1 protein-coding gene is annotated in these 1,056 nt (G+C 41.3%); it reads left to right on the forward strand.

What is annotated here, in order from left to right; all coding sequences use genetic code 11:
• Positions 1-234: 234 nt before the first annotated feature.
• Positions 235-1,056 (forward strand): hypothetical protein (locus tag KDK16_RS03265; protein WP_257255149.1); only part of this gene is annotated, 822 nt, incomplete at its 3' end.

Consider the following 1,056-nt stretch of genomic DNA (forward strand, 5'->3'; position numbering starts at 1 on the left):
CCTCTGTCCTTGTTTGACGAGTTGAGCCTGCTTGATATCAGCTCTAGCGAAAGTCAGCGGCAATTGTTGTCTGTTTTGAAGAAACGCTTTAGCCACTGGCCTGATGGGCGTCCGCTGGAACAGCTTTTTCGCAAATCCTGGTCAGCCCACTACCATCAGTTAATCTCTAAAGACAGTCTGGTTGACGGAAACATCAAAGATCTCATCAAGGTCTGTGGTGAAAAGGGTATTCAGTTGCTGCTTGAGCAAAACCCACGACTTTTGGAGGGAAAGTTGGATTCCCTGAATGGTTTAGAGCCGAAAGGGAGCCTGCGTAAGGAAGAGATCAAGCGTACATTAACCGGGATCGATTTCAGCCGCTGCTCAATGAACGGCACAGTGTTGCGATCCTTTTCATTTGAAGAGTGTAAATTCAATACAGAACAGTTAAACAGTGCCATTATTGAAAAGGGCATTTTCAGCGGATGTTCTTTTGAAGGTAAGCGGTTTTCATCATCGATATTAGATAATGTCCGTTTTCGCCCTGAAAGTGGTGAGGATAACCTGATATGTGAAAATACACGCCGACTTTCCCGAATCCTATATGAGTCGTGTGTTAATGAGAACAATGAGTTCAATCTGAAACAATGGCTGGAGGTAATGGGGAGAAGTTATTGTCTGCGCTTAGGCTCAACACCGCTGGATGATTTGAGCCGGGATATTTTGTCCCAACATATTGAAGAAATTAAAAGAACCTATCCACAGCAACTTTGTAAAATTATTTTCGGACTTTTTTCCATTGATTTTGAAAATATTGCCAATGCAATAAATTTTGTCTGGAATAATCGTGAATTCTATGATCGTAAAATCAAAGATCTTAAAGATGTGTATTTTGAGTTCAGAACCGTCTTCCTGAAAGAAGGAGATTATTATGGGACTACAGGTAGTCCACTTGAAAACTTATTTCCCCTCAATAGTGTCAAACGCAATGATTATTCCCGGGAAGCGGTTTTGGCGTTGACGTTAAATGTTATTAACCTTGTTCTATTCCCTGAATCCAATGATCAATACATAGAC

It is taken from the genome of Endozoicomonas sp. SESOKO4 (assembly GCF_024606275.1).